We start from the raw sequence: 24,715 nt of genomic DNA, 5'->3' as shown, positions 1-24,715 counted from the left end.
AGGCATCTACGAAGCATCCACGACGTTGCCCCGGAGTAAAGGTGGACTTAAAGGTCCACGCCATCTTTATACATTTCCCATATGGGGCTGATGGTTCTCAGCTGGGTAACGGCGTCGGTAATGGTTTGGATGGTAAAATCTATTTGTTCATCTGTGGTAAACCGTCCCAGGCCAAAGCGGAGGGAGGCGTGCGCGAGGTCGTCGCTGAGGCCCATTGCTTTCAGCACATAGCTGGGCTCCAGGGAAGCCGAAGTACAGGCCGATCCGGAGGATAGGGCGATCTTTTTATTAAAGCCCATCATGAGGGTTTCGCTTTCCACGTATTTAAACGAAAGGTTACAGGTATGTGGCAGGCGCTGGCCGGGGGCTCCGTTTAAATACGTTTGCTCTATTTCCAGCAAAGCCTTTTCCAGCCGGTTTCTCATGGGGAGGATGCGTTGCGTGTCGGCAGCCATTTCCTCCATGCACAGCTCGCATGCTTTTCCCAGTCCTACTATACCGGGCACATTCAGGGTGCCGGAGCGCATGCCTCTTTCGTGGCCGCCTCCGTCGATCTGCGCGGTGAGCGTTACGCGGGGCGAGCGTCTGCGGACGTATAAAGCGCCTGTGCCTTTGGGTCCGTACATTTTATGGGCGCTGAGGGTAAGCAGGTCTATGCCGTCGTTGTTTACATCTACCGGAATTTTTCCTGCTGCCTGGGTAGCGTCTGTCATAAACAATACCCCATGTTTCCGGGCAATATCGCTGATGGCGCGTACAGGGTTGATCACGCCGGTTTCGTTGTTGGCGTACATCAGGCTGATCAGGATAGTTTGGGGCGTAATAGCCGCTTCCAGTTCGCTGAGGTCAATAAGTCCTTCGTGGTTTACCGGAAGCCAGGTTACCTTTGCGCCCTGTTTTTCGAGGTGTTTGCAGGTATCTATTACTGCTTTGTGTTCGGTGACGGCGGTAATAATATGATTGCCTTTGGTGGTATATGTTTCATATACTCCTTTGATGGCGAGGTTAACGGCTTCTGTGGCGCCGGAAGTAAAGATAATTTCTTTGGGTGTGGCGCCAATCAGTTTGGCTACCTGTTCACGGGCATTGTCTACCGCTTCCTCTGCAGCCCATCCCAGCGGGTGGCTGCGGCTTGCTGCGTTCCCAAATATTTCGGTGAAATAGGGCAACATAGCAGCTACTACCCTGGGGTCGCAGGGCGTGGTAGCATTGTTATCGAGGTAAACGGGCAGCTGTAGCATAATGTCTTTCTGTTTATATTAAAATCCGGGCCTAACAAATTTACGACATAAGTTCTATTTTTACCGGGTTAAGCATATTCCGAAAAAGCTGTACGGATACCGATTCCGTGCAGCTGTTAAACAGCTGTAAACATGCTCAGGGTAGAACATATAGGCATTGCCGTTAATAAATTATCTGTGTCCATTCCGCTTTTTGAAAAGCTGCTGAACACTCCGTGTTATAAGCAGGAAGAGGTGGATAGTGAACAGGTGCAGACGGCTTTTTTCCGGCAGGGCGAAACCAAAATAGAGTTGCTGGAGGCAACAGGACCAGACAGTGCTATTGCAAAGTTCCTGGATAAAAAAGGAGAAGGGATGCATCACATCGCTTTTGAGGTAACGGATATTTATGCGGAAATGAAACGGTTACAGGAAGAAGGGTTTGTCTTATTGCAGGAAACGCCTAAAAAGGGAGCCGATAACAAACTGATCTGTTTCCTGCATCCTAAGCATAGTAACGGGGTTTTGATAGAAATTTGTCAGGATATCAAGTAAGCATTTACTTATATATTTAAAATATAAATAATAATATTTTTTTTAATTTTTTTTCCATTTTAGCAATCCAAAGGAATTTATCATCCGTAAGTAATAGAGAAACACCCCGGAAAGAAGGGCCCAAAATGTTAAGACCAAAATAATTTTTAGGATTTTTTGAACAAATACATTTTCCATTACGTTATCTCTTATATACAAAATAGAAAAAACATCAATACTCAAAATATTACAAGACTTAGGCTTTATAGATTATTAACAGTTTAAGTTTTAACGATTACTCTAAAGTTGGCATAGGTTATGAACACCTGCGGGTTTTTTAGCTTGCAGGTCTTTTTTTTAAAGCCACTTCTACATAAATAGAGGGATCAATTTCAAAAATATCAGGGAAATTACTTCAGGCAGGATAGTACAGATGTTTCTTTCTGTATTTCATTAACGCTCAATTACTTCAATAAATTGTTTTTCTGTGCAAAAAATTTTGCGGAAGATCGCCGAAGGCGATGTTAAATTATCTTGGAGCAGGATTAGACTGATTAACCGTGATTACACTGATTTGATTACGTTTTGATTTAAAAAGATGAAGGGAGATAAAAGCATAGATCCGCTTTTATCTCCCTTCATCTTTTTAAAATCCCCAAAATAAAATCCAGGAAGCAGTATAATCAGTCTAATCCTGGGAAAGACAAAATTCGCGTTAGTTAAACATATACCTGATACCGAGCTGGCCCTGCCACCTGGAAATGGTGCCGGTATTGTCTCTCCATGAACTGGTGAGCGGAATCTGGTTCGCCGCATCCAGGTAAGGGAAAGAGTAAGCTGCTGCTGCAGTAGCATTGCCCGAAGCATCTTTGTATTGTCCTTCGTACTTCAGGAAAGAAGGCAGGTTCGGGATTTTGGAAATACCCCAGCGTTTATTCAGGAAGTTACCAAAGTTGATAATATCAAAACTGATACGCAGGGTGTGTTTTGTTTTCTCTTTGCCGCTGAATACAAAGATGTCCTGCGTAATATTCAGGTCCATCCGTTTGGCGAATGGTAATACCACGGCGTTACGTTCTGCATATTGTCCGCGGTGACCACTCAGGTAGTTATCCTGTTTAATAAAATTATCGAGCTGATTCCAGATGATATCTGCAGTGCGTTTATCTGCATTGGTAGCGGGGTTATAGGTTTTGTCACCATAACCAACCGGCACCAGTTTAATATCGTTCCTGGTTTTTGGAATGTAGATCAGGTCGTTGTTACCACCGGATGCATCGTTGTTCACGTCGCCGTTGTAAGTATAGGAAGTGTTGCTGTAAAGTACGTTTATACTTGGAGCGGCTTCATACACTACGCCTACAGATGTAGCGAAATGTTTGGCCCATGTAAAGCGGTAGGTAGCGGCTGCAATTACACGATGCGGCATGTAGTAATTGGAGTAGCCCAGTGCATTGGCATTGGGATCGCCGGCAACGGGGCGGTCGCGCCAGTTGCTTTGTGCAATGCTGCCACCATCATTTACGCTGCGCGACTTGCTGTAAGTATAGGCCGCACTCAGGTAAAGATTAGGCAGATTTTTCTGTAACTGGATAGTAGCAAAATACGAATAGCCTTTATTGGTATTGCGCATCAGGATGGCATCGCTGATATTCGGATTGCTCAGGCTGTTGCCTGCGTATATTTTGGAAGAATTATAGCGTGTGCGGTGATCGGGGGTGCTATCCAGCTGGAACCCTGCAGTGGGAAGGTTTACGTTCTGGAAATATACAGCGTTGATATCTTTGGAATAGTTGAATTCCAGGGTACCTATTACGCCCCACGGCAACTGACGGTCAACCGCCAGTGTTGCTTTTAATACCTGCGGATATTTAAAGTTCCTATCGGTAACGGCTATATTATATTGATAAGATAGCTTTCCTTCTGTGCCCACTTTGTAAGTATTGGGATCGGAGCTGAAGGGATAAGGAATGGTAGGCGCCGTAGCACTTGTTTGCGCTACAAACGATCCGAACTGTACACCATTGTTACCCGCCTGGTTGCTCAGCCAAACAGCGGGCGGCGGACCGGCAAATAAGCCAGCACCACCACGGAGCTGTGTTTTGCCATCATGCGTAATATCCCAGTTAAATCCAATTCTCGGCGACAGGAGCGGTGTTGTTTTTGGCGCCTGGCCCACATCTATCTTCACACCATCTCTGAAAGTCAGCGCAGCGAGCGAATCATTTTTGGAGAAAGTGCTGCCTATAACTGGTACGTCTATACGTAAGCCATAGGTAAAGGTAAAGAAGTTGGTAACACTCCACTTATCCTGGATAAACGCGCCCAGTTCCAGCATGTTGATTTTTGCGTATGGAAAGGAGCCGTCTTTGGTAGTTGCATAAGACACTGCGTAGCGTGAAGCCGTTGCCAGGTTGCTGTTGGCGCTGGCATAAAAATCGGAGAGTGTATTAAAGCGGTAGTTACCGTTGTAGTTCGGCGCAAAGCCATTCACGAATGTTTTATAATAGTTCTGCGTTCCAATCGTGATTTCATGCTTCCCTTTGTACATGGTGAAGATATCAGACAGCTGGTATACATCGGTATTAAGCTTATTGTTGTAGGTAAACGGCTCATAACCGAAGGCGGTATAGCTGGCGCCCTGGCCGTTCATAATATCTACCAGCGGGAAATTGCTTTGTGACAAAGCATTTCTGAAATCGCGCATGGCGGAGTAGCCGATCTGCAGTTTATTGGAGGCACGGTTACCGATGCGGGTATTCAGTTCAGCAATGAAGATGTTGAAATTGTTGTTGATGGTATAGCCGCTTCCGCTGAAAGGAAGACCTGTAGCGCTGGGCTGGCGGCCACTTCCAACAGCACCGCCACCGGGAGCGCCGCTGTTGCTGGCGGGAATATCTTTAAATGATTTCAGGTAACTGTATTTAAAGGTAAACGTGTTGTGCTCATTTACGTTCCAGTCGACCTTAAAAGTTACTTTATCACTTTGCGTGCGGTAGGTATAATTCTGGTAATCGCCGGGATCATATCCGTATTTGCTTATCAGGAATTGTTTCAGTGCATCCAGTGTATCTGCTACGGCCTGGGATACGTTACCACCGGCCACTCCACCGGGTTTGTTGGCTACGAGGCTGGTAGCGGGCGCTTTAATTCTTTCCTGTTCAGCGCTTACGAAGAAGAACAATTTGTTGGGGATGATGGCACCGCCTACATTGAAGCCACGCAGGTTATAATTGAAGTCGGGTTTTGGAACGGTAGCGTTGCCTACTTTCAGTCCCTGTAATCCGGGTGTTTGAATGTAGGTGTAAACGGCACCTTTGAACGTGTTGGTGCCGCTTTTGGTAACACTGTTGATACCGGCGCCTGAGAAGCCACCCTGTCTTACATCATATGGAGATACGTTTACCTGGATCTGCTCCAGCGCTTCGAGGCTGATGGGCTGGGATGATGTCTGGGAGCCAAGTGTGGCCTGCAAACCAAATGAGTTGTTGAAGTTGGCGCCATCAACGGTGATATTGTTCAGCTGGTTGCTTCTGCCACCGATATTCAGTCCGTTGGCAGAAGGTGTGAGTTTCGTGAAGTCCTGCATGGACCTGCTGATAGTTGGCAGGCGGTCCATCTGCGAGCGGGTGATCACTTCCTGGCTACCGGTGCGGGCCCTGTTAATCACTTTGTTCTGACTAACAGAAGTAACCACTATTTCTGTGAGCGTGCTGGTACTGGATTGCAGGTTGATGTCTGATTTGAAATCCTGTCCCAGTGAAAGAAAAATGTTGTCGCGCTTTTCGTCTTTGAAGCCGATGTAGGAAACAGACAGGGTGTAGGGGCCACCAACGCGGAGGTTGGGTAAATTATAACGGCCGTCTTTCCGTGAAACGGTGTTATATTTTGTGCCGGTAGGCACGTGGATAGCTGTAATGCTGGCGCCGGGAACCGGACCTTCTTTACTTAGAATAGTACCGGCTATGTCGGCGGTTGTTTCCTGGGCAAACAGGGCAGCAGGGATTATTAGCACGCAGCAAAGCATACTAATAAGGGAATGCCAGATTTTTTTGTGCATTGCGATTCAGATTTTGGTAAAGTTCAAATGACAGATTGAAGTATTAAAAATAATACAATTATGAAATCGTTAACAAATATTTTGAACGGTTCCTGTCAACTCACTGAATCGCTTTATTTATCAGGCCAGCACTTTTTCCATACCGGTACTCCTGGAGCCTTTAATAAGTATATGTGCATCCTGGTATTGTTGCTGCTGCAGCCATTTTCCGGCTTCCGTGGAATTTTCCAGGAAGATATACGGGTGGGTTACTTTTTTGAAGTCGCCGCCAACTAATACCACTGCTTCCCAATGTGAACGTTCCAGTAAGTTTACGAGTTCCTGGTGTTCTTTAACGCTGTCTGTTCCCAGTTCCATCATGGCGCCGAGCAGCAGTATTTTTTTATCGGCCTGGATGCCGGCAAAATTTTCAATAGCGGCTCTCATGCTGGAAGGGTTGGCATTATATGCATCCATGATAATGGTATTGCTGCCCTGCTTTATTACCTGTGAGCGGTTGTTGGAAGGTGTATAATGTGCAATGGCCGGTGCAATAGCTGATTCCGGCACGTTAAAGTGGCTGGCTACTGCTACAGCCGCCATTACATTGGGGAAGTTATAAGCGCCTACCAGTTGGGTTTGTATAAATCCTACCTGGCTGCTGCCCCGTACTTCCACGGCCAGGAATGCGCTGTCGGCGATGGCTTCGCCTACGTAATCGGCCTCGCTGCTGCCATAGGTAATAATTTCCGGGATGCCGTGTGCCATTTCAAGAAGGTAATCATAATCATTGCATACGAAAACGGTTCCGTTGTTGGCGCGTAAAAAATCATACAGTTCCCCTTTGGCTTTTTTAACGCCTTCTTCGCTGCCAAAGCCTTCCAGGTGAGCTTTCCCGATGTTGGTAATGATACCGTGGGTAGGCAATGCAATTTCACAATAACCGGCTATTTCTTTCTGGTGGTTTGCGCCCATTTCCACCACGGCAATTTCCACACCGGGGAGGATACTTAAAATAGTAAGGGGTACGCCGATGTGGTTGTTGAGGTTGCCAACAGTAGCATATGTTTTTAACCCGGCAGACAATGCCGCGTTGATCAGTTCTTTCGTAGTGGTTTTACCGTTAGTACCGGTGATGGCCAGGAACGGGATGTTTAATTGTTTGCGGTGGTGTAAAGCCAATTGCTGTAAAGCGGTGAGGGCATCGTCTACCAGCATCATTTTGTCCGGCATGGTGAAATAAGCTGCTTCATCTACCACGGCAAAGGCGGCGCCCAATTCCAGCGCCCGGGCTGCAAATTCATTACCGTTGAAGTTGCCTCCTTTCAGCGCAAAGAAAATATCGTTGGCTTTCAGTTTACGGGTATCTGTTTGTACGGAGCGATGCTGCTCGTAGATGCTGTATAGTTGTTCAATATTCACGGTCGGATCTTATTTGGTACAAAAATAAGTGGTTAATCATGTAATATAGCAGAATTTTATCTGCCTGTGAAAGCAACCAATTCTGTCATCATCCCGTACTCTCTATCTGCAATCAAATTTGAAAAACCAATGACAAGGAACAAGCTTTTTTTATTGGCCTGCGTGCTGCTGGCCGCCTGTAAAAATGAACAGGCCCCTGCGCCGGTAAGCGGCGGCTTAGACTGCGATGCGGCCCATATCACAACAGCCACCGTTTTTGCTACCATACAGGCTAACTGTACCAGCCGTGGCTGCCATCCGGGCGGTTTTTCCCCCGCAGTGGCAGATTTTTCCACTGAAGCCAGGTTGAAAGCGTATATCAACACCAACCGCGCTGTTTTTGAAGCCCGTGTTACCGGCCCACAGGCAGATATGCCACAATCGATGTCTTTTCCTGCACTCAGCCAGGGCTTAAAGGACTCTATCGCCTGCTGGATCGCAAAAGGACTTCCGGATCAATAACCTGAAAAAAGATAAACATGAAATACTTATTGCTTTTTGCAGTTGCCGTAATATCGGCTGTTGCCGCATCTGCACAGGATGTTTACTCCTGTAAAAACACCCGTTTATCCTTTTTTTCGTCTTCTCCACTGGAAGATATAGAAGCAAAAACAGATAAGGGCGCTTCTGCACTCAATACAAAAACGAAGGAAGTTTTCTTTAAAGTGCCTATCAGTTCTTTCCAGTTTAAGAAGAAGCTGATGCAGGAGCACTTCAACGAAAATTACCTGGAAAGTGATAAATACCCGTTTGCGGAGTTCAAAGGAAAGATCAATGAATCACCGGAATTCAGTAAAGACGGCACTTACCCGGTAACGGTTACGGGCACACTGAATATTCACGGGATAGAAAAAAGCTACACTGCCAAAGGCACTATTACTACCCAGGGCACAACGCTTACCGTTGCATCCACCTTTAATGTACGTGTAGCCGATCACGGTATAAAAATACCGTCCCTGGTAATACAGAATGTAGCCGAAGTGGTAGCCGTTACGGTGAATGCAGTTTATACACCTTACAGTAAATAATAACATCAATCCATGAAGTATATATCAACCATCTTATTATGCTGCGTGCTCTCTGTATTTGCACATGCACAGGGCCTCGACAAACTTTTTGATTCTACGGCCACCGGTCATACCAAAGTGAGGGATACGTATAAAAGTACCCGCATTGTGCAGGGGCAGTCGACTGAAATGCTGCGCAAGCATGAACTGGACTTTCGCGTTACACACCGCTTTGGCGATGCCGGCGGTGAGTTTGGCGGTACCAAAACATTTTTCGGTACGGATAATTCTACGGATATCCGCATTGCTTTTGAATACGGCGTGAGCGACAACCTGATGGTGGGTATCAGCCGGACTAAAGGCAGCGGGGATTTGCAGCAGTTGTACGAAGGGCTGGTGAAGTACCGCTTTTTACAGCAAACCACCGACAATCATGTGCCATTATCGCTGGCGGTATTTGGCAATGCGGTGATCAGCGGGATGCCTTCTGCCACGGATAAAACGTCGGCGGCTTATTTCGAGGATGGCGCCGACCGGCTCATGTATGTAGCCCAGGCGATTGTATCAAGGAAATTTGGCGATAAGTTATCGCTTACCCTGTCGCCTACTTATGTACACCGTAACCATGTGGCATACATGGACATGAATAATATGTTTGCCCTGGGAGCCGCCGGCAGATTGAAGCTCAGCAAAAGAATGGGATTCCTGGCAGAATACTATTATCCGTTCCGTTCCCAGGAAAGCAAGGACTATTTCAAATCTGCCCGGGGTATCTCTTTTTACAACCCGCTGGCCGTTGGACTGGAAATAGAAACCGGTGGGCACGTATTCAGCATTACTTTTACCAATTCCACTGCCATACAGGAAAGTCAGTTTATTCCTGAAACCACTACTTCCTGGTTACAGGGTCAATTCCGGTGGGGTTTCAATATTTCCCGTAGATTTACGTTATTCGGGAAGAAAGATTGGAAAAAATAAAATGCCGCATACGTGAAAATTCATGGTTAGCCAAAATAGCCGCCCGCTTCATGCGGGTGCAGTCTGTAGCCATGGTCCTGGGACGCACTATCCATTTGCATGGAGCGTCCCGGGAGCGCTTTTTAGCGGATATAGCCTGGATGCGGCATGAAGCTTGTCATATCAAACAATACCAGCATCTGGGCTTTTTTGGCTTTTTATGGAGATATTTGTCTGAATACCTGCGGAGAGGCTACTATAACAACGCATTAGAGGTGGCTGCCAGGGCCTCAGAGGAAGATCCCGCTATACTGGATGATGTTGAAATAGTCTAAAGAATCGTTAAAGTCAGAAATTTTCCAGTCACTGGTTTTATTTTTCTTATTTTTACGTTAAAGGTTGATTTTATGGTTAAGAAGGTAACAGAGGGCATCACCATCAGCGTGGAAACATTCTACCAGCCGGATTATTCAAATCCTATTGGAAGCGAATTCATGTTTGCTTACCGTATTACCATTGAGAACAACAACATTTTCCCGATCAAACTGCTTCGCCGTCACTGGTACATTATTGATTCCAATGGCACACACCGTGAAGTAGAAGGAGAAGGTGTTGTGGGTGTTCAACCACTGCTGGCGCCGGGTGAAACTTATCAGTACGTCTCGGGATCCAATCTACGGACTGAGATCGGCAAGATGTACGGTACTTATCAAATGGAAAACCAGCTGGACAAGAAAATACTGGAAGTGAAAATTCCTGAGTTCCAGATGGTCGTTCCTTTTAAGCTGAATTAATTCCGTTTTCGTTTAGCCTGTAATTCTCTTGTCAGGGCCTGTACTTCGAGGCTTTGAAGATCTCCGTCACTTCTTTTGACTCCATTAATTGCTGCAAGGTCATCTCCTTGTGCTCACTCATATACTTTTTTATGATCTGCCATCCTACAAAATTGGCAATTTTACCAGGCGCACCCTCGGGCATCCCCTGTGTAGATGGGCCATCGCCAATAAAATGATTGATCTGCTGCCAGTCGCTGGAATACACCAGGTTATTCTGTACAAAAAACTGCCAGATCATCCGCTCGTTTTCCCGGCACCAGTCCAGCTGGCTTTTCGTATATCCCAGCTTGATAGTATCCGGTGTTTCCGGCAATACTTTATCCAGGAAATACTGTTGCTTGCCGGCTTCCATCATCTGTTCCAGCAGGTTACCGTTTTTACGTGCAGGGGGATACAGCTGTTGCTGGATTACCTGCATACAATTGGTGGTAATGTATTGAGGAGCAAAACGGTGAACCATATAATCCGGGTAATCAGGGATTTGGGCATAGGGTGGAAAGTCTTCTCCCATATACATATCCAAACCAATCCCCAGGATGGAATCTACGGTGATAGCGCCATAGTTGGCGATACCGGAAATAAAAGTGACCACTTTAGGCGGATGGAAAGACGGGATATAGTATTTGACGTACCGGAAGCTTTGTTCCAGTTCTGATTGCAATGTTGAATTACTGCCGTATTTGGCGGATACAGCTTTTTCCAGCTGCCGGAAATCCGGCGTGGTTAAAAACAGGTGCAGTTGTTGCAGTACCGCTGCGTTGCTGTCGGAATACGCGCCCAGGTTAAGGATATCCGTAATGTACAGGGGCAGGAATACCGGGTATGCTTCATGCAGCTTTGCCAGTCCGGGTTGTATATTGTTGGTATCAATAGTGAACAGGGCAGAGTCGAAACGCGACAAACTAACGTTCATGGCTATATGACTAACATCCGGCGCTTTATTACCGGAATTACAGGCTGCGGTGCCCAGCAGGGCTACCACGCAACTTATCAGCAGGGTATATTTATTAATGTAACTTTGCATCACTCTTAAAACTCATCTAAGGTAAAATTATTATTTACCTTGTATTATAAAAAATTAAGAATTAGCATCATCTATGAAGAAGATCATCTTTTTACTGGCGATAATAGGAGTAGCGAAAACTGGAATGGCTCAATATGGCGGTAATTCTTTCAGGGATAAAGTGAAGCTTGGGTTTACGGTGAGCCCGATGGTTTCCATCCTGAAGCCACAGGAATCGGGGGTAAACAGGAACAGCGCCAAAGCCGGGCTGAACTTCGGTCTGATGGCCGATTTTAAGCTGAACGAACAAGGCACTTACGCATTTTCGTCGGGGTTCCAGGTATTACTGGCCGGCAGTAAGCTGAAATATGATGCTGGTAAGGGTTTGAGCGATTATAAAGCCAATCCTGCTGAATATAATATGAAGCTTACCTATATAGAAATACCGTTGGCCCTGAAGCTGAAAACCTCGCCGGATGAAGGTGGTATTGGTTTCTGGGGGCAGTTTGGCACCTATCTCGATTTCCCGATAACCGGCCGCGCAGATGTAGTGTCTATGGGGCAAACCTATGATAAGGTGAATATCTTACCGGAAATGAACCGTATCAACATCGGGATGTTATTGGGAGCAGGGATAGAATACCCGCTGGGCGCCAATCTTACCGGGATGGCCGGCATTACCTACCAGAACGGTTTTGTGGATGTAACCCGTAACGGCAAATGGGACGACGGAAGGGTAAATATGAATAGCTTTGCACTCCGGCTGGGTGTATTCTTCTAGTTTTCCCACTTTTTTTGAATCGAATATTTTTACCATGAATATTATACTGGCACAGCAGAATTATCATATTGGCAATTTTGAAAAGAATGTAGCAAAGATCATCGACGGGATTAATGCGGCAAAGGCCCAGGGTGCTGACCTGGTGGTGTTTCCAGAATTATGCGTATGCGGTTATCCCCCGCGCGATTTCCTCGAATTTGAAGATTTTATTGCACAATGCTATCACGCGATAGATGTTATAAAAACGCATACCAAAGATATCGCGGTGCTGGTAGGTGGCCCTGCCCGTAACCCGCAAAGGGAAGGGAAAGACCTGTTTAACGCCGCCTGGTTTTTATACGAAGGCGAAGTAAAACAGGTGGTACATAAAACCCTGCTGCCTACCTACGATGTGTTTGATGAGTACCGTTACTTTGAGCCGTCTTACGAATGGAATATCATTCCGTTTAAAGGGAAGAAGCTGGCAGTGACCATCTGTGAAGATATCTGGAACCTGGGAGATAATCCCCTGTACCGTATCTGCCCGATGGATCAGCTGATTGCACAGGAGCCGGATGTGATGATTAACCTCTCTGCCTCTCCGTTTGATTATGATCATGATGAGGACCGGAAAGAAATTATTCTCGCCAATGTATTGAAGTATAAGATCCCGATGTATTACTGCAATGCTGTGGGTTCTCAAACGGAGATTGTGTTTGACGGCGGTTCCCTCATTTATGATGCGCAGGGTAACATTGCCAAGGAGCTTCCTTACTTTGAAGAAGCAATGGATGGTATGGAGCTGGAAAAGCTGGTTGGCAGCCACTTGCCGCCGGTGAAACCTGCTGATTTTACGCCACTCACCGAGCTGGTGTTTGACCATAACATTGATCGCATCTATGATGCCCTGGTGTTGGGTATCCGGGATTATTTTGGCAAGATGGGCTTTACAAAGGCCATTCTGGGATCTTCAGGCGGTATCGACAGCGCCGTTACACTGGCTATTGCCTGCGATGCGTTGGGCAAAGAAAATGTACGGGCCATCCTGATGCCTTCTCCCTACTCTACCAGTCACTCTGTAGATGATGCTGTGGCGTTGTCCAAAAACCTGGATAACCCGTATGATATTATCCGCATTAACGACATTTACGAAACGTTCTTAACCACACTGGAGCCTTATTTCAAAGGATTGCCTTTTAATGTGGCGGAGGAAAATACGCAGTCCCGTATACGGGGTAACCTGCTGATGGGCTTATCCAACAAGTTTGGTTATATCCTGCTGAATACGTCTAACAAAAGTGAGCTGTCTACCGGCTATGGTACTTTATATGGAGATATGGCGGGCGGATTGAGTGTTTTGGGAGATGTGTATAAGATGCAGGTGTATTCACTGGCAAGATATATTAACCGGGAGAAAGAAATTATACCGGCCAATATTATTGATAAGGCGCCTTCTGCAGAGCTGCGGCCGGATCAGAAGGACAGCGACAGTTTACCGGATTATGCCATCCTCGACAGGATACTTTATCAGTATATAGAGCGCCGTCAGGGACCGCGCGAAATAGTTGCTCAGGGCTTTGATGCCGCGTTGGTTTCGCGGGCCTTAAAGATGGTAAATACGAATGAATACAAGAGAAATCAATTCTGCCCTATTATACGGGTATCCTCCAAAGCCTTTGGTGTAGGCCGCAGAGTGCCGATTGTAGGGAAGTACCTGAGTTAAGCTATTTTAATATATTTGCTAAAATTTGATCATACAACATGTTACAAGTACCGTTTATACGTCAAAATAAAGAGTTGGTATTGGAGCGCCTGGCATTTAAGAATTTCAAGGAGCTGGAAGTAGTGGAAGAAGTGCTGGCACTGGACGACAAGCGTAAGAAGTTAACCCTCGAATACGATGAAACACAGGCCCAGGTAAATAGTTTATCCAAAGAAATCGGTAAACTGATGGCCCAGGGGAAAAAGGAAGAAGGCGAAGCGCAACGTGCTGCTGTAGCGGCTTTGAAAGACCGCCTCGGCCCCGTGAATGAAGAGCTGAATGCCACCGAAAAGGCATTGCAGGATGCCCTGGTAAAACTCCCGAACCTGCCCGCTGCCATGGTTCCTGCTGGTAAAACACCGGAAGAAAACGTGGAAATCCGCAAGGGGGGTAAAATTCCTGACCTGTATGCAGGCGCCGTTCCGCATTGGGACCTCGCCAAACAGTACGACCTGATTGACTTTGAGCTGGGTAACAAAATTACCGGCAGCGGTTTCCCTGTTTTCAAAAACAGGGGCGCCCGTTTACAACGCGCCCTGATCCAGTACTTCCTGGATTACAATACCTCCAACGGCTACACGGAATATGCGCCGCCTTACCTGGTAAATGAAGCATCTGCCTATGGCACCGGCCAGCTGCCGGATAAAGAAGGCCAGATGTATCATGCTACCGCGGATAACTACTATCTCATTCCTACTGCAGAAGTACCGGTGACCAATATTTACCGTGATGAGATCATAAAAGATACAGACCTGCCGGTGAAAATGACCGCGTATACGCCTTGTTTCCGCCGAGAAGCCGGTTCTTACGGTAAAGATGTACGTGGTTTGAACCGTGTTCACCAGTTTGATAAAGTAGAAATTGTGCAGCTGGTACATCCTGATAAATCTTACGAAGCGCTGGATGAAATGGTAGCACACGTAGAAGCGTTGCTGAACCAGCTGGAGCTGCCTTACCGCATTCTTCGTTTATGCGCCGGCGATATGGGCTTTACTTCTGCCATCACTTACGATTTTGAAGTATACAGCGCTGCCCAGCAGAAATGGCTGGAAGTAAGCTCTGTGAGCAACTTTGAAGCTTACCAAACCAACCGTATGAAAATACGGTTCAAGGAAAACAATGGTAAGCCGCAGCTGCTGCACTCCCTGAACGGAAGCTCCCTGGCATTGCCGCGTATCCTGGCCTGCCTCCTGGAAAACAACCAGACCGTGGAAGGTATACAGATACCGACCGTGTTGCAGAGCTATTTCGGCAGCCACAAGATATAAGCACTATTACGGATAATCTTTAACGGATGACGGATTCGCAGGGAGATTGTAAACGGAATGATATCCGCTGACAGCTGCCTGAAATCCGTCATTCGTCGTTTGGAATTCGTAATTTCCACCCGGTATTCTATTATGAAACATTTCCTGCCCACCGGCGACGAACTCATCATTCGCCCTCCCGAACACAATGATGCAGCAGGCTTGCTGGCCAGTTTCCAGCGCCTGACCCGGGAAACGGATTACCTGCTCTTTACCCGCAGCGAATCAATGGAGCTGGATATTGCGTCTGAAGAGGATTATATCCAGTCGTATACCGACAATCCCAATCAGCTCCTGCTGGTAGCTATTGTAAGGGACCAGATCATTGGCTCTATCAACGTAAACCATACCGGTTTACACAAAAAGGCGCATACCGCGGAAATAGGTATTGCCGTGGAAAAGCAATGGAATAATATGGGTATCGGCCGGCGCCTGCTCACCGCCATGTTGCGCTGGACAGAATCGCGCGCCGCATTACGCCTGATCTACCTGCATGTTTTTTCCACGAACGAAAAGGCTATGCAGCTATACCGCAATTTCGGCTTCATGGAATGTGGCCGCCTGCCCAATGGTATTATGCAGAAAAACGGCAACTATGTAGACCTGGTAACCATGTACCTGGATCTGAAACGCTGACGGGCACATGGCCTGATCACCTGCACCGCGGCTCCCGGCCGGATTCCCCTTCTCCCGGAAAAACACCCGTAAAATTTCTCCCGAATACAATTAATTTTAAGGTCTAAATGAAGCAGTATGGACAGATATGACAGGCAAACACGACTGGAAGGATTTGGCTCCGCAAAACAGGCATTACTGCAACAGGCAAAAGTGCTGGTGATTGGCGCCGGCGGACTCGGCGTACCGGTGTTGCAATACCTCACTGCGATGGGGATCGGGAAAATAGGCATCGTGGAACATGATGTGGTTTCCATCACCAACCTGCAACGGCAGGTACTGTATACCACCGCCGACCAGGGGAAGTCTAAAGTAGAGCAGGCCGTAAAACGGCTGCAGCAGCTGAACCCGGAGGTAACCCACATCATACACGATACCTGGCTCACCACAGATAATGTATTGGCGCTTTTTTCTGAATACGATGTAATTGTGGATGGTTCGGATAATTTCGGTACCCGCTACCTGGTAAATGATGCCTGTGTAATTACCGGCAAACCACTGATATACGGTGCTATCTATAAATACGAAGGACAACTGAGCGTATTTAACTACCAGGAGGGCGCTACCTATCGTTGTATTTTCCCGGAGGCGCCGGAAAGCGGTGAAATGCTGAACTGCAACGACATTGGCGTGCTGGGTGTTTTACCCGGTATCATCGGTTGTTATATGGCCAATGAAACGGTGAAAGTAATTACCGGTATCGGCACACCCCTGCGCAACCAACTGATGACCATCGATACGCTGAACAATACCCATCTTACATTTAATATCACCCCGGTAGCGGCTAACCGGCAAATCACTTCTTTGCAAACAAACTACCAGCAAACAGTTTGCGAACTGGAAGGCGTGCAATCTTTATCCGTACAGCAATTGAACGACTGGATGCAACGCGATACTCCTTTTATGCTGCTGGATGTGCGGGAAGATGATGAATGGGAGATCTGCCATATTCCGCAATCCGTGCATATCCCGATGGGACGTGTATTACAGCAGGTATCCGCTATTCCGGATGATGTACCGGTAGCGGTGCTTTGTCATCATGGAATGCGAAGCCGCGCCGTGGCGCAGCGTTTAACGGAACTGGGCTTTAACCGGGTGTATAATGTGGAAGGCGGCATCCATGCCTGGGCCAGTGCTATTGATCACCAGATGCAAACTTACTAACTGTGATCCCTGAACTTTGTATCCTCTTTTTTATTGTGGCACTGGCCTACTCTGCTGCGGGCTTTGGCGGCGGTTCCAGCTACCTGGCTATTTTATCGTTGCCCTTTTGGGCAGTAGATTTTCAGCTGATGAAATCCACTGCTTTGTTGTGTAATGTGGCGGTGGTAACCGGCGGCGTTTATCATTTTTACAAGAGTGGCCACCTGCCTTTGAAAAAGGCGTGGCAGTTGTCGCTGGTAAGTGTGCCGCTGGCTTTTGTGGGCAGTTATTTGCCTATGAAGCAGACTACTTTTTTCCTGTTGCTGGGATTGGCGCTTACACTGGCGGCGGTGCTGATGTGCTACCGTTTATTTTTTGAGAAAGAAGAGCCTATTATCCCTGCCAATAAAGGGAATGGTATAGTATACGGGGTTATTGGCGGCGGTATTGGGTTGCTTTCCGGTATGACGGGAATTGGCGGGGGCATCTATCTTTCGCCGGTGCTGCGTTTGGGCAAATATGATACGGCCAAGAACATTGCCGGGTTGAGCAGTTTTTTTATCCTCGTGAATTCTATTGCGGGTTTATGCGGTCAGGCGGCCAAGCATGCCATTGTGTTTGATGTAAAGTTTGCAGGACCTTTGCTGCTGGCGGTTATTGCCGGCGGGCAAATTGGTGCGCGGCTGAGTGCGAGGGTGCTGAATCCCAGATGGGTGGCGGGCGCTACGGCTTTGCTGATCCTGTATGCGGGTGTGCAGATGCTGCTGAAGTGAATTGTTAACCTCCTATCACCGACATACTTTCCATATTTTTTTCGGTATGATGCTGTTCTGCTTCGAAGCCGTTGGCAAAACGCGCGTGGATGGCTGATTGTATGGCTGGTAGCAGCAGATGTTGCTGTAACTCATCTCTCATCATCTCTTTTACATTTAAAACATCGTTTCCATACAAACATGTTTTCATACTACCGGTAGCGGATATACGAAGACGGTTACAGGTACCGCAAAAAGTACGGCTATAAGCGGGAATCACACCTATATTGCCTTTGTGGCCGGGGATGTGATAGTTGAGAGAGGTGGAATGCGGCGCATCCACTATTTTTTGCAGGGTATAATTTTCCCCGATAGTGGACAGGATTTTATGATAGTTCCATACGATACCTGAAAACGTATGTCCCTGCCCGTTAAAAGGCATTTCTTCTATAAACCTTACGGACAGTGCATTATCGCGTGTGAGTGCGGTGAACGCATTGAGTTCGTCGGTATTCACATTTTCCATTACAACTGCGTTGATCTTCACCTGCATGTTGTGTTGCAGCAGGCTTTGCAGGGTGTCCATTACTGCGGTGAACCGGTTGCGCCGGGTGATTTGCAGGAAGCGGTCGGCCTGCAGGGTATCCAGGCTCAGGTTAATATGCGTGATGCCCAGTTGCTGCAGTGCAGGGATATATGCCTGTGTTAGTACGCCGTTGGTAGTAATGGCTATTTCACGGATACCGGGAATGGCTTTTATTTTTTCCAGGAGGGTCATCAGGCCGGGCCGGAGAAAGGGTTCGCCACCGGTGATCCTTATTTTGGAAATGCCCGCGGCTGCGAGTGTTTGCAGCAGCCGTAAAATTTCGTCGTCAGTGAGTAATGCTTTGCGTTGCACAAAATGCATATTTTCCGGCATGCAGTAGGTACAACGGAGATTGCACCGGTCTGTTACCGACAAGCGTACGTAGTCTATGATACGATGATGTGCATCTGTGAGCATTTTATCAGCAGTTTTTTCCCGCCATCGGATTATCGAATGCCTGGCTTTCGTCCTCATTTCTGTCTGTAAGACATTTAAAATCCTTTTCCACCAGGATAGTCACTTCTGAACCATCGGCGTTGGGCAGGATCAGTTCAAAACCTACCTGGTCGGGTGCGTACCAGGAGGCAAGACGGGGAAGCGGGAGCAGCAGGTGTACACCATCGTGTTCCATCTTTATGATAGGATCAGAAATATCTTTTCCCCGGAGGCAGAAATGGAGGGTACCGGCGCCTATATGCGTAATTGATTCCACTTTCCCGGTAGTTTCCAGGAGTTCCACATCTGCTTTGTCCAAGCGATATCTTATACTGTTGCCTCTTAACCGTATTTTCATAAAATTGATTTTCTGCCGTATTAAAATTACTACTTTATCGGGGCTATATTGTAGTTTTAACCAACAATTTACAACGTATGGGCATATTATTGTTCGGAGCAGCGAAAGATATTGCTGGTGTGCCGGTACTGGACAAGCCGGAACATATTACAGATGTAGCCACCCTGAAAGCCTGGCTGTACGAGGTATATCCGTCGTTGCAGCAGCTCCGGTCTGTGATGATAGCGGTAAACCGGACCTATGCGGCTGATACACAGGAGATAAGCAGTCAGGATGAAATCGCGGTGATCCCGCCGGTGAGTGGAGGTTGAGTATAGTTTTTAGTTTTAGTATTTAAGAGATGGAAATATTAATAGATATTAAAGATACCATTACCGTGGAAGAAGCGCTGGCCTTCATCCAGGCGCCGGAATGCGGCGGGGAGGTGATTTTTGCCGGTACCGTGCGTAATCATACCAAACAGCGGCCGGTATTAAAATTATTTTACGAATGTTATGAGGCGATGGCTATTTCTGAAATGCAGAAAATAGCAGCGCAGGTAGCGGAAAAATGGGATGTACAGCGCCTGGCCATGTTGCATGCTGTTGGGGATAAGTATCCCGGCGATCTTGCGGTGGTGATAGCGGTGGCTTCCGCTCACAGGGGTGTGGCCTTTGATGCCTGTGAATTTGCGATAGATACCCTCAAAGAAACAGTGCCTATCTGGAAAAAGGAATTTTTTGCAGATGGTGAAATTGTGTAATCCTGCAATGATTGAATTTTAACCCCGGTGTTTATTTCTCCAGGTCTTTCAATGCTTCCGCCTTTTCTTCGGGCGTGTTGGCATTAAATTGTTCCGCTGCATATGGATTTTTGAAAAGGGCAATGTCGTTGTTCAGCATGGTTTTCCGTGGACAGTTCTTCCCTGCGGTCACATTTTCCAGCAGTGCCTGTAAGCCGGCTGGTTCCCAGATGGCGATGAGCGGTTCCGGTAAATTGTTCACCGGGCTTACGAAAGTAGTGGCCGTTTTGGTGGCGTCGCGTTGAGTGATCAGCAGCTCCAGGCTTTGTTTGCTGAGCAGGGGCAGGTCACAGGCGAGTACCAGCCAGGCGGTTTCCGGTTGCAGCGCGTGGGCGCTCAGCAGCCCGGCAGATGGCCCGCCAAAAGGCACCGAATCGGGTACCAGGTTAGGATAGCCGGCAAAATGTTCCTGCTGATCTTCGCGGCAGGAAATATATACTTCCGGCAGCAGCGATTGCAGTAAGGTAACGAGGTATTGCCATTGAGGTATACCATGATAGTTAATGCTGCTTTTATCTTCCTGCATGCGGGTGCTGAATCCGCCGCAGAGCACCAGTCCTTTTAGTGGCGCGTTATTACCGGTTATAGTCATGTTTGCCACCTGTTTTGCTGATGAGTTTTGTTTCCCGGATAATCATATCCTGGGTGAGTGCTTTACACATATCATAAATGGTAAGTGCCGCTACGCTGGCGCCGGTGAGGGCTTCCATTTCCACGCCTGTTTTACCGTTGGTTTTCACTGTGCAGCGGATGATGGCTTCCACTCCTTCCAGGTGGATTTGTACATCGCAACCGTCCAGCAGTAAGGTATGACAAAGCGGGATGAGTTCCGGCGTTTTTTTCGCGGCCATAATACCGGCGATGATAGCGGTTTGAAATACGCCACCTTTGCGGGTTTGGATATCCTGTCCGTGAAACTGGTCGCGTATCACCTGCGGGAGGTAAACACGGCTCTCGGCAACGGCTATACGATAAGTATCCAGTTTGCCGCTGATATCCACCATTGCGGGCTGGCCACTTTCGTTCAGATGTGAAAAAGCATTACTTGATTCATTGGACATAAAAGCATAAATTTAAACAAGTTCACTTTACACAAAAGTAATTCAAAATGATGTTGACTGTTGCTGCTGCATTTAAGGCTGTGATGCAAACTGTGCGGGATCTGGGTACTGAAACGGTACCGTTTGAATCCGCTGCCGGCCGTATTTTGCGGGAGCCTGTACTGGCCGACAGGCCCTTTCCGCCATTTGACCGCGTAACAATGGATGGTATCGCTGTTAATTACGACAGCTTCGCCCGGGGCCAGCATATTTTTGGCGTGGAAGACGTACAGGCTGCGGGCACACCGCAGCTGCAGCTTTCCAATACTGCCAACTGTATTGAAGTAATGACCGGCGCCATTTTGCCGGAAATGACGGATACAGTTATTCAATATGAACACCTCACGCCGTCCGAACATGAAGGATTCCGCCGCTTTACTGTTCATGGCGCTGTAAAGAAGGGGCAAAATATTCATAGAAAAGGCTCAGATGTGGATAGCGGGTCCGTACTGATAAAGCCCGGCACCCGCATAGGTGCGGCCGAAGCCGGTGTGCTGGCCACCGTGGGCCAGACCACGGTGGAAGTAAGCAAATTGCCCCGTGTGGTGGTAATTGCTACGGGAGATGAACTGGTAGCGGTACATGAAACACCGGAACCCCACCAGGTGCGCATTTCCAATGTATACAGCCTGCTGGCATCGCTGTCGGAAATGGGTATTCCTGCCAGTTATGTGCACCTGCCGGACGATGAAGCAGCTATGAAAGATCAGCTCCTGCCATTGCTGGCCGAAACCGATATATGGATCAGCTCCGGCGCGGTAAGTGCGGGTATGTTCGATTACCTACCTGCCGTACTGCAACAGCTGGGAATGCAACAGGTATTCCATAAAGTGCAGCAGCGACCCGGAAAGCCTTTCCTGTTCGGCACTTTCAAAGATGGTCCCGTTGTGTTTGCCTTACCCGGTAACCCCGTATCGGGCTTTATGTGTTTTTACAGGTACATACACGCGTGGATACAATCCGCTATGGGCGCGGCATTGCCGGAGCCCTGCTATGCGCAGTTATCGGAGAAAGTTATTTTTGACGCCGCATTGGAATATTATTTGCCTGTAAAATTACAATCACAACCCAACGGCATACTGGTGGCCATACCGCAGCCTTACCAGGGGTCGGGCGATCTGGCCAGTTTGCTTAAAGCAGATGCATTTCTCACCCTGCCACTGGAAGAAAGTGTTTTTGAAAAAGGAAGCAGTTACCAGGTGTGGAAGTTCCGTTAACAACCGTTCCCGGTGATTATTTCTGTGATACGCCGCTGATTGGTTAAACCCGTTCTGCATTTGATAGTCTCACTATAAATCAATGCTTATGGCTGAAGTTGCCCGTAAAATTCAGATGCAACATCTCGCCTGGCGCGCTGGCTTTGGAGAAACCCTCCCTGTGATCTCTCACTGGGAAAGCAAAAGGCGGGAAAAAATTGTGAATAAGATACTTATCGGCCCTGCAATAGCGTCAGTTACTTCTGTAGATGTAGTAGCAGCAGATGATCTTCCGGATTACCGGAAGCAGAAAACAATGACACCGGAGGAAAAGAAAAGTGTGCGGCAGATGAATGACCAGGGCATTAAAGACCTGAATGTATCATGGGTAAATGCGATGGTACAGAGTGAACATCCCCTCCGCGAAAAAATGAGTCTTTTCTGGCATGGTCATTTTGCCTGCCGCACGCAAAACGTATTATTTAATCAGCAGCTGCTATCGGTAGTGCGTGAAAATGCACTCGGCAATTTTGGAGATCTGCTCAGTGCAGTATCCAAAAGCCCGGCTATGCTGCAATTCCTCAATAATCAGCAGAACCGTAAACAACATCCCAACGAAAATTTTGCCCGCGAAGTGATGGAGCTATTCACGATGGGAAGAGGTAACTATTCCGAACATGATGTGAAAGAAGCGGCAAGAGCCTTTACCGGATGGGGTTTTGATGAAACCGGCACTTTTGTTTTCCGGCAAAAACAACATGACGATGGTGTGAAAAATTTCCTAGGCAAACAGGGAAATTTTAATGGAGATGATGTACTGAAAATACTATTGGAGCAACGGCACACCGCCAGGTTCATTACCGCAAAAATATACCAGTACTTTGTGTCTGAAACCCCTGATGAAGCGCGGATTACCGCGTTGTCGGAAAAGTTTTACCAGTCGGGTTACCACATCAAATCATTGATGAAAGAGATATTTATGGCCGACTGGTTTTACAGTCCGGATATTATCGGTAACCGGATAAAATCGCCCGTGGAGTTGCTGGCAGGTATCCGCAGAACTATTCCCATGACTTTTGAAAAGGAAGAAGTGATGTTGTTGTTTCAGCGGGTATTGGGTCAGTTGCTTTTTTATCCGCCTAATGTAGCCGGCTGGCCCGGCGGGCGGAACTGGATCGACAGTTCCAGCCTGATGTTCCGGTTACGTGTGCCACAGGTGATATTGTATTCCCAGGCGTTTAATGTAAAGCCCAAAGAGCTGACGCCTGAAATGGGCGAAGGCGCTAACTATAAAATGACGCTGCAGATCAATGATTTCCTGAAACGGCAATTCGCAAAAAAAGTAAATGCAAGTGTGAACTGGGACCCTTATGTGGCCGGCTTCGAGAAGATACCGAGAGAGAGACTGGCAGATGAAATTGCCGGCGTTTTATTGCAGCAGCCCGGCAATATAAGCCGCCAGCTGTTGGAAAAATATGCTGATAGCAGCAGCCGGGAAAACTATATCAAAACGGTAACGATTGATGTGATGAGTACACCGGAATATCAATTGTGTTAACTACTAACCGCTAAAAGTTATGCTATGCTGATTCTCAACAGGCGTCGTTTTTTACAGGTAGGTTCACTGGCTTCAGCAGCGATGATGATGCCAAAGTTCCTGAAAGCACTGGAAAGAGGGCATCTCGCACCTCCCGGCAACAAAGTGCTGGTGATCATCCAGCTATCCGGTGGTAATGATGGATTGAATACTATTATTCCTTATCGTAACGACATTTATTATAAGGCGCGCCCGGCGCTGGGCATAAAAAGGGAAGCCGCCCTTTCCCTGAATGATGAACTGGGTATACACCCGGCGCTGAAAGGGTTAAAGGCCCTGTATGATGACGGCGCGCTGGGCATTCTGAACAATGTAGGCTATCCTAACCCGGATCGCTCGCATTTCCGCTCTATGGATATCTGGCACTCTGCGAGCCAGTCGAACGAGTACTGGTCTGATGGCTGGATAGGCCGTTACCTCGATGCGCAATGCAAGGGTTGTGATAAACCCACACAGGCGCTGGAAATAGATGATACCCTGAGCCTGGCCCTGAAAGGCGACAGCGATAAAGGGCTTGCAATGACAGACCCCGCAAGGCTTTACGGTACCAGTAATGATAAATATTTTGCGGAACTTTTAAAGCAGCATACCAGCGATAACGATCATCACAATAATGCGGATTACCTGTATAAAACGATGGGTGAAACCATTTCTTCTGCAGCCTATATCCAGCAACAGTTTAAAACGTATAAATCTTCCGCTCCCTATCCCAATACAGAACTGGGAAGGAACCTGCGAACCATTGCCAACCTGGTAATGTCGGATATCAACACCAAAGTATATTATGTGTCGCATGGTAGTTTTGATACCCATGTAAACCAGCAGGATCAACAGGCCCGCCTGTTTGGTAAGCTAAGTGATGCATTAACGGTATTTACGGATGATCTGAAGGCGAATCATCGTTTTGAGGATGTGGTAGTGATGACTTTCTCTGAATTTGGAAGAAGGGTAAGCCAGAATGCCAGTGGAGGTACCGATCATGGTACTGCGAATAATATGTTCCTGGTGGGTGGCGGGCTAAAGCAGCCGGGGCTTATCAACGATGGTCCGGACCTGCTTAACCTGAAAGATGGCGACCTGCAATACCAGGTTGACTTTAAAAGCGTGTATGCTACCCTGTTATCTAACTGGCTGGGTGCTGATGATAAAGCAGTACTGAAAAATACCTATTCTCATCTATCGTTTGTTTAGTGCGGAGGGAAGATA

The 24,715-nt window shown here is 47.4% G+C and carries 25 protein-coding genes; 17 read left to right on the top strand and 8 right to left on the bottom strand.

The features are described 5' to 3' along the window. Positions 1-47 precede the first annotated feature (47 nt). Complete coding sequence (locus tag V7S65_RS19515) at positions 48-1,241, bottom strand: IscS subfamily cysteine desulfurase (RefSeq protein ID WP_336387855.1); 1,194 nt, start codon at positions 1,239-1,241, stop codon at positions 48-50. A gap of 132 nt (positions 1,242-1,373) precedes the next feature. On the opposite strand from V7S65_RS19515, the gene mce reads away from it, so the two are divergent. After that, complete coding sequence (mce, locus tag V7S65_RS19510) at positions 1,374-1,775, top strand: methylmalonyl-CoA epimerase (protein ID WP_079469734.1); 402 nt, start codon at positions 1,374-1,376, stop codon at positions 1,773-1,775. Between the two features lie 694 nt (positions 1,776-2,469). On the opposite strand, the gene V7S65_RS19505 is transcribed toward mce, so the two are convergent. Continuing rightward, positions 2,470-5,814, bottom strand: a complete 3,345-nt coding sequence (locus V7S65_RS19505) for a carboxypeptidase regulatory-like domain-containing protein (RefSeq protein ID WP_227024422.1) — start codon at positions 5,812-5,814, stop codon at positions 2,470-2,472. A 120-nt stretch (positions 5,815-5,934) separates the two neighbouring features. After that, positions 5,935-7,215: a UDP-N-acetylmuramoyl-tripeptide--D-alanyl-D-alanine ligase gene (locus tag V7S65_RS19500; RefSeq protein WP_111576981.1), complete on the bottom strand. Its 1,281-nt coding sequence runs from the start codon at positions 7,213-7,215 to the stop codon at positions 5,935-5,937. 129 nt (positions 7,216-7,344) lie between these two features. Between V7S65_RS19500 and V7S65_RS19495 the strand changes: the two genes are divergently transcribed. From V7S65_RS19495 to apaG, 5 genes are all read left to right on the top strand, one after another. Next, complete coding sequence (locus V7S65_RS19495; RefSeq protein ID WP_336387856.1) at positions 7,345-7,716, top strand: hypothetical protein; 372 nt, start codon at positions 7,345-7,347, stop codon at positions 7,714-7,716. A gap of 17 nt (positions 7,717-7,733) precedes the next feature. Further along, positions 7,734-8,282 carry a YceI family protein gene (locus V7S65_RS19490; protein ID WP_079469730.1) on the top strand — a complete coding sequence of 183 codons (549 nt, stop codon included), beginning with the start codon at positions 7,734-7,736 and terminating at the stop codon, positions 8,280-8,282. Positions 8,283-8,294: 12 nt separating this feature from the next. Further along, positions 8,295-9,239, top strand: a complete 945-nt coding sequence (locus V7S65_RS19485; protein ID WP_336387857.1) for a DUF5777 family beta-barrel protein — start codon at positions 8,295-8,297, stop codon at positions 9,237-9,239. Positions 9,240-9,289: 50 nt separating this feature from the next. Then, positions 9,290-9,553, top strand: a complete 264-nt coding sequence (locus tag V7S65_RS19480; protein WP_200817233.1) for a DUF4157 domain-containing protein — start codon at positions 9,290-9,292, stop codon at positions 9,551-9,553. Positions 9,554-9,625: 72 nt separating this feature from the next. Continuing rightward, on the top strand, positions 9,626-10,012 hold the full coding sequence (gene apaG / locus V7S65_RS19475) for a Co2+/Mg2+ efflux protein ApaG (protein WP_079469727.1): 387 nt from the start codon (positions 9,626-9,628) through the stop codon (positions 10,010-10,012). A gap of 31 nt (positions 10,013-10,043) precedes the next feature. Here apaG and gldB read toward each other — a convergent pair whose 3' ends face one another. After that, a complete protein-coding gene (gene gldB, locus V7S65_RS19470) occupies positions 10,044-11,078 on the bottom strand; it encodes a gliding motility lipoprotein GldB (protein WP_079469726.1) in 1,035 nt (344 codons plus the stop codon). A gap of 73 nt (positions 11,079-11,151) precedes the next feature. Here gldB and V7S65_RS19465 point away from each other — a divergent pair, with 73 nt between their 5' ends. The 6 genes from V7S65_RS19465 (at position 11,152) to V7S65_RS19440 (ending at position 17,477) form a co-directional block, all read left to right on the top strand. After that, positions 11,152-11,838 (top strand): porin family protein, encoded by a 687-nt coding sequence (locus V7S65_RS19465; RefSeq protein WP_111576976.1) that lies wholly within the window; start codon positions 11,152-11,154, stop codon positions 11,836-11,838. A gap of 34 nt (positions 11,839-11,872) precedes the next feature. Continuing rightward, positions 11,873-13,540, top strand: coding sequence for an NAD+ synthase (locus V7S65_RS19460; RefSeq protein ID WP_336387858.1), 1,668 nt, complete (start codon positions 11,873-11,875; stop codon positions 13,538-13,540). Positions 13,541-13,578: 38 nt separating this feature from the next. Further along, the gene (gene serS / locus V7S65_RS19455) at positions 13,579-14,847 is read left to right on the top strand and encodes a serine--tRNA ligase (protein ID WP_079469724.1); all 1,269 of its coding nucleotides are present in this window, start codon (positions 13,579-13,581) and stop codon (positions 14,845-14,847) included. 132 nt (positions 14,848-14,979) lie between these two features. Beyond that, positions 14,980-15,522 carry a GNAT family N-acetyltransferase gene (locus V7S65_RS19450; protein ID WP_143313563.1) on the top strand — a complete coding sequence of 181 codons (543 nt, stop codon included), beginning with the start codon at positions 14,980-14,982 and terminating at the stop codon, positions 15,520-15,522. Positions 15,523-15,639: 117 nt separating this feature from the next. After that, positions 15,640-16,725: a HesA/MoeB/ThiF family protein gene (locus V7S65_RS19445; protein WP_336387859.1), complete on the top strand. Its 1,086-nt coding sequence runs from the start codon at positions 15,640-15,642 to the stop codon at positions 16,723-16,725. Between the two features lie 2 nt (positions 16,726-16,727). Then, complete coding sequence (locus V7S65_RS19440; protein WP_336387860.1) at positions 16,728-17,477, top strand: sulfite exporter TauE/SafE family protein; 750 nt, start codon at positions 16,728-16,730, stop codon at positions 17,475-17,477. A gap of 4 nt (positions 17,478-17,481) precedes the next feature. Here V7S65_RS19440 and moaA read toward each other — a convergent pair whose 3' ends face one another. After that, complete coding sequence (moaA, locus tag V7S65_RS19435) at positions 17,482-18,459, bottom strand: GTP 3',8-cyclase MoaA (RefSeq protein ID WP_336387861.1); 978 nt, start codon at positions 18,457-18,459, stop codon at positions 17,482-17,484. A gap of 4 nt (positions 18,460-18,463) precedes the next feature. Continuing rightward, the gene (locus tag V7S65_RS19430) at positions 18,464-18,835 is read right to left on the bottom strand and encodes a DUF7009 family protein (RefSeq protein ID WP_336387862.1); all 372 of its coding nucleotides are present in this window, start codon (positions 18,833-18,835) and stop codon (positions 18,464-18,466) included. Positions 18,836-18,912: 77 nt separating this feature from the next. Between V7S65_RS19430 and moaD the strand changes: the two genes are divergently transcribed. Next, positions 18,913-19,146 carry a molybdopterin converting factor subunit 1 gene (gene moaD, locus V7S65_RS19425; RefSeq protein WP_079469718.1) on the top strand — a complete coding sequence of 78 codons (234 nt, stop codon included), beginning with the start codon at positions 18,913-18,915 and terminating at the stop codon, positions 19,144-19,146. 29 nt (positions 19,147-19,175) lie between these two features. Then, positions 19,176-19,577 carry a molybdenum cofactor biosynthesis protein MoaE gene (locus V7S65_RS19420; RefSeq protein ID WP_336387863.1) on the top strand — a complete coding sequence of 134 codons (402 nt, stop codon included), beginning with the start codon at positions 19,176-19,178 and terminating at the stop codon, positions 19,575-19,577. A 31-nt stretch (positions 19,578-19,608) separates the two neighbouring features. Here V7S65_RS19420 and V7S65_RS19415 read toward each other — a convergent pair whose 3' ends face one another. Next, positions 19,609-20,208: an NTP transferase domain-containing protein gene (locus V7S65_RS19415; RefSeq protein ID WP_336387864.1), complete on the bottom strand. Its 600-nt coding sequence runs from the start codon at positions 20,206-20,208 to the stop codon at positions 19,609-19,611. Further along, positions 20,192-20,677 (bottom strand): cyclic pyranopterin monophosphate synthase MoaC, encoded by a 486-nt coding sequence (gene moaC, locus V7S65_RS19410; RefSeq protein ID WP_079469715.1) that lies wholly within the window; start codon positions 20,675-20,677, stop codon positions 20,192-20,194. Before moaC ends, V7S65_RS19415 begins: the two co-directional genes overlap by 17 nt. Positions 20,678-20,724: 47 nt before the next feature. Between moaC and V7S65_RS19405 the strand changes: the two genes are divergently transcribed. The 3 genes from V7S65_RS19405 (at position 20,725) to V7S65_RS19395 (ending at position 24,700) form a co-directional block, all read left to right on the top strand. Beyond that, the gene (locus V7S65_RS19405) at positions 20,725-21,933 is read left to right on the top strand and encodes a molybdopterin molybdotransferase MoeA (protein ID WP_336387865.1); all 1,209 of its coding nucleotides are present in this window, start codon (positions 20,725-20,727) and stop codon (positions 21,931-21,933) included. A gap of 88 nt (positions 21,934-22,021) precedes the next feature. Further along, positions 22,022-23,470, top strand: coding sequence for a DUF1800 domain-containing protein (locus tag V7S65_RS19400; RefSeq protein WP_336387866.1), 1,449 nt, complete (start codon positions 22,022-22,024; stop codon positions 23,468-23,470). A 24-nt stretch (positions 23,471-23,494) separates the two neighbouring features. Beyond that, entirely contained in the window at positions 23,495-24,700 is a 1,206-nt protein-coding gene (locus V7S65_RS19395; RefSeq protein ID WP_336387867.1) for a DUF1501 domain-containing protein, read from the top strand. The last annotated feature ends 15 nt before the right edge of the window (positions 24,701-24,715 follow it).

Source organism: Chitinophaga sp. CCNWYY40, from assembly GCF_037483205.1.
In the GTDB taxonomy this organism is placed as follows: Bacteria; Bacteroidota; Bacteroidia; order Chitinophagales; family Chitinophagaceae; genus Chitinophaga; species Chitinophaga ginsengisegetis.
The sequence above is the reverse complement of the archived record's forward strand: the minus strand, read 5'-3'. Positions and strand labels throughout refer to the sequence as shown.

Coding starts and splice junctions, on each gene's coding strand:
- V7S65_RS19415 (WP_336387864.1), bottom strand. CDS start 20,208: ATGACTATAACCGGTAATAACGCGCCACTAAAAGGACTGGTGCTCTGC.
- V7S65_RS19430 (WP_336387862.1), bottom strand. CDS start 18,835: ATGAAAATACGGTTAAGAGGCAACAGTATAAGATATCGCTTGGACAAA.
- V7S65_RS19405 (WP_336387865.1), top strand. CDS start 20,725: ATGATGTTGACTGTTGCTGCTGCATTTAAGGCTGTGATGCAAACTGTG.
- V7S65_RS19495 (WP_336387856.1), top strand. CDS start 7,345: ATGACAAGGAACAAGCTTTTTTTATTGGCCTGCGTGCTGCTGGCCGCC.
- V7S65_RS19505 (WP_227024422.1), bottom strand. CDS start 5,814: ATGCACAAAAAAATCTGGCATTCCCTTATTAGTATGCTTTGCTGCGTG.
- V7S65_RS19445 (WP_336387859.1), top strand. CDS start 15,640: ATGGACAGATATGACAGGCAAACACGACTGGAAGGATTTGGCTCCGCA.
- V7S65_RS19485 (WP_336387857.1), top strand. CDS start 8,295: ATGAAGTATATATCAACCATCTTATTATGCTGCGTGCTCTCTGTATTT.
- V7S65_RS19490 (WP_079469730.1), top strand. CDS start 7,734: ATGAAATACTTATTGCTTTTTGCAGTTGCCGTAATATCGGCTGTTGCC.
- V7S65_RS19460 (WP_336387858.1), top strand. CDS start 11,873: ATGAATATTATACTGGCACAGCAGAATTATCATATTGGCAATTTTGAA.
- V7S65_RS19395 (WP_336387867.1), top strand. CDS start 23,495: ATGCTGATTCTCAACAGGCGTCGTTTTTTACAGGTAGGTTCACTGGCT.
- V7S65_RS19420 (WP_336387863.1), top strand. CDS start 19,176: ATGGAAATATTAATAGATATTAAAGATACCATTACCGTGGAAGAAGCG.
- moaC (WP_079469715.1), bottom strand. CDS start 20,677: ATGTCCAATGAATCAAGTAATGCTTTTTCACATCTGAACGAAAGTGGC.
- V7S65_RS19515 (WP_336387855.1), bottom strand. CDS start 1,241: ATGCTACAGCTGCCCGTTTACCTCGATAACAATGCTACCACGCCCTGC.
- serS (WP_079469724.1), top strand. CDS start 13,579: ATGTTACAAGTACCGTTTATACGTCAAAATAAAGAGTTGGTATTGGAG.
- moaA (WP_336387861.1), bottom strand. CDS start 18,459: ATGCTCACAGATGCACATCATCGTATCATAGACTACGTACGCTTGTCG.
- V7S65_RS19450 (WP_143313563.1), top strand. CDS start 14,980: ATGAAACATTTCCTGCCCACCGGCGACGAACTCATCATTCGCCCTCCC.
- mce (WP_079469734.1), top strand. CDS start 1,374: ATGCTCAGGGTAGAACATATAGGCATTGCCGTTAATAAATTATCTGTG.
- moaD (WP_079469718.1), top strand. CDS start 18,913: ATGGGCATATTATTGTTCGGAGCAGCGAAAGATATTGCTGGTGTGCCG.
- V7S65_RS19465 (WP_111576976.1), top strand. CDS start 11,152: ATGAAGAAGATCATCTTTTTACTGGCGATAATAGGAGTAGCGAAAACT.
- apaG (WP_079469727.1), top strand. CDS start 9,626: ATGGTTAAGAAGGTAACAGAGGGCATCACCATCAGCGTGGAAACATTC.
- V7S65_RS19400 (WP_336387866.1), top strand. CDS start 22,022: ATGGCTGAAGTTGCCCGTAAAATTCAGATGCAACATCTCGCCTGGCGC.
- V7S65_RS19480 (WP_200817233.1), top strand. CDS start 9,290: ATGCGGGTGCAGTCTGTAGCCATGGTCCTGGGACGCACTATCCATTTG.
- gldB (WP_079469726.1), bottom strand. CDS start 11,078: ATGCAAAGTTACATTAATAAATATACCCTGCTGATAAGTTGCGTGGTA.